The organism is Aquimonas sp., assembly GCF_044377145.1.
Lineage (GTDB): Bacteria > Pseudomonadota > Gammaproteobacteria > Xanthomonadales > Xanthomonadaceae > Aquimonas.
The window spans coordinates 1-2619 of the sequence record NZ_JBILJQ010000176.1; the positions used below are offsets into that span (position 1 = coordinate 1).

The following is a 2619-nucleotide window of genomic DNA, read 5'->3' on the forward strand; positions in this document are numbered from 1 at the left end:
CCCTTGGCGGTCACCTGCATGGCGCCAAGGATTGCCAAGTCGATGTGGCCACCGCGGATCATCGCGAAGCTGTCGTGGCTGCCGAAATAGGCTGCGCCAGCGCGGGCGGTGACGGTCTGCTTGCCGGCGTTGATCAGGTCGGCGTCGACTTCGTCCTCGGTCGGAAACGGGCCGATGCCGAGCAGGCCGTTCTCACTCTGCAGCCACACATCCATGCCGTCGGGAATGTGGTTGGCCACCAGGGTCGGCAGGCCGATGCCGAGGTTCACGTAGGCACCATCGCTCAGTTCGCGGGCGGCGCGCTGCGCCATTTCGTCGCGGGTCCAGGGCATGTCGATACTTCCTTGAGTAGGGCGGGCATCGGGCCCGCGAGATCGTGGATTCAGGTGGGCGCGGGCCCCGTTGCATGCGTCCGGAGAGCGGATCGCAGCGGCCGGTGCCGATGAGGACGAGGCGGGACGGGGAGCCGGTGGGTCAAGACCCACCCTATGCAGCTCGGTGGCTCAGGAGGCGCGAACGGTGCGCTGCTCGATGCGCTTCTCCGGCGCGGCATTGACGACGATGCGATCGACATAGATGCCCGGCAGATGCACGTGGTCGGGATCGATTTCGCCGATCTCGACCAGTTGCTCGACTTCGGCCACGCAGACCGCGCCAGCCATCGCGCAGGCCGGGTTGAAATTGCGTGCGGTCTTGCGGAACACCAGGTTGCCGGCGCGGTCGGCCTTCCAGGCTTTGACCAGTGACACATCGGCCTTCAGTGCCGTCTCCAGCACGTACCAGTGGCCGTCGTCGAACTGTCGGGTTTCCTTACCATCGGCGACGATGGTGCCGTAGCCGGTGCGGGTGAAGAAGGCCGGGATGCCGGCGCCGCCGGCGCGCAGCCGTTCGGCCAGGGTCCCCTGCGGGTTGAACTCAAGCTCAAGCTCGCCGCCGAGGTACTGGCGCTCGAACTCCTTGTTCTCGCCGACATAGCTGGAAATCATCTTGCGGATCTGCCGCGTGCTCAGCAGCTGACCAAGGCCAAACCCGTCCACGCCTGCGTTGTTGCTGATTGCAGTCAGGTTTTTGGCACCCGAGTCGCGCAGCGCGGCGATCAGGGCCTCGGGAATGCCGCACAGACCGAAACCGCCGACCGCCAGGGTCTGGCCGTCAGCGACGATGTCGCGCAGGGCTGCTTCGGCGCTGGGATAGAGCTTGTTCTTGCCGCGCGGCGCGGCGGGGGCAGCTGCAGTCATGGGGCCGGACTCGCATTGACCATGGGAGCCGCGGATTCTACCCGCCCGATCAGGCCGCAGGCTGCCGTACTTTCGACCGATGCTGCTCCGCAGCATGTGCAGTCAAGGCTCGGTCTATGGATAGGGTGGGTCTCGACCCACCTTTGCGCGGCGCTCGCCACGGCCGCTGTATCCCGTCGCCGAACGCGGACGACGACTTCGCGCCGCCACGCGGGTTTGGGCTCGATGACTGCGGTGGACGTCCAGCTCCGGTGGGTCAAGACCCATCCTATGAAATCGTCCGGGCGCCAGGAGTTGGCGGGGAATCGTCAAGGCGAGGAGTTGGCCGGCGATCAATGAGCCCGAGCACACCGACCGGCGCGGCACGCAGCGGCGGCGAAGCAGGCCCCGCCCTGCTAGACTTTCGCCCCTTCCGCGCCTACGCGACCGCCTGCTGCCTCTACGGTATCGGGCGCGCCAGCGCGTGACCCACCTTACGGATCAGGACATCGCCATGCAGTACATCTACACGATGATGGGCGTCAGCAAGATCGTGCCGCCCAAGCGTCAGATCATCAAAGACATCTCGCTGTCGTTCTACCCGGGCGCCAAGATCGGTCTGCTGGGCTTGAACGGCGCGGGCAAGTCGACCGTGCTGCGGATCATGGCCGGCGTCGACAAGGACTACCAGGGCGAGGCGCGCCCGCAGCCGGGTATCAAGATCGGCTACCTGGAACAGGAGCCGCGGCTCAATCCCGAGCACACCGTGCGCGAAGCAGTTGAAGAAGGCGTCGGCGAAGTGCTGTCGGCGCAGGCCGAGCTGGACAAGGTGTATGCGGCCTATGCCGAGGAAGGCGCGGACTTCGACAAGCTCGCCGCCGAACAGGCGCGGCTTGAAGCCATTCTCGAGACCGGCGACGCGCACACGCTGGAGCAGCAGCTCGAAGTCGCCGCCGACGCCCTGCGCCTGCCGCCCTGGGACGCCAAGATCGGCCCGCTCTCGGGCGGTGAGAAGCGCCGTGTGGCGCTGTGCCGGCTGCTGCTGCAGAAGCCCGACATGCTGCTGCTGGACGAACCCACCAACCATCTCGACGCCGAATCGGTCGAGTGGCTGGAACAGTTCCTGGCCCGCTACAGCGGCACCGTGGTGGCGGTCACCCATGACCGTTACTTCCTCGACAACGCCGCCGAGTGGATCCTCGAACTCGACCGCGGCCGCGGCATTCCGTGGAAGGGCAATTACAGCGACTGGCTGGTGCAGAAAGAAGAGCGCCTGAAGCAGGAAGAGAACCAGGAGAAGGCGCGCCAGAAGGCGATCGCGCGCGAGCTGGAATGGTCACGCCAGAATGCCAAGGGCGGCCGCAGCAAGGGCAAGGCGCGTCTCGGCCGGCTGGAAGAGCTG

Annotated in this window: 3 protein-coding genes; 1 reads left to right on the forward strand and 2 read right to left on the reverse strand. The window is 66.4% G+C overall.

From position 1 onward, the window contains the following. Together ACIQ7H_RS22310 and ACIQ7H_RS22315 are read right to left on the reverse strand one after the other, a co-directional pair. Positions 1-332 (reverse strand): CoA-transferase (locus ACIQ7H_RS22310; RefSeq protein ID WP_395795717.1); only part of this gene is annotated, 332 nt, incomplete at its 3' end. Between the two features lie 171 nt (positions 333-503). Continuing rightward, positions 504-1238 (reverse strand): CoA transferase subunit A, encoded by a 735-nt coding sequence (locus tag ACIQ7H_RS22315; protein WP_395795719.1) that lies wholly within the window; start codon positions 1236-1238, stop codon positions 504-506. A 493-nt stretch (positions 1239-1731) separates the two neighbouring features. Between ACIQ7H_RS22315 and ACIQ7H_RS22320 the strand changes: the two genes are divergently transcribed. Beyond that, a partial coding sequence (locus ACIQ7H_RS22320; RefSeq protein WP_395795721.1) for an ATP-binding cassette domain-containing protein occupies positions 1732-2619 on the forward strand: 888 nt, incomplete at its 3' end.

Bases quoted from the DNA above. Each gene is read 5' to 3' on its own strand.
- ACIQ7H_RS22315 (WP_395795719.1), bottom strand. From the start codon at position 1,238: ATGACTGCAGCTGCCCCCGCCGCGCCGCGCGGCAAGAACAAGCTCTAT.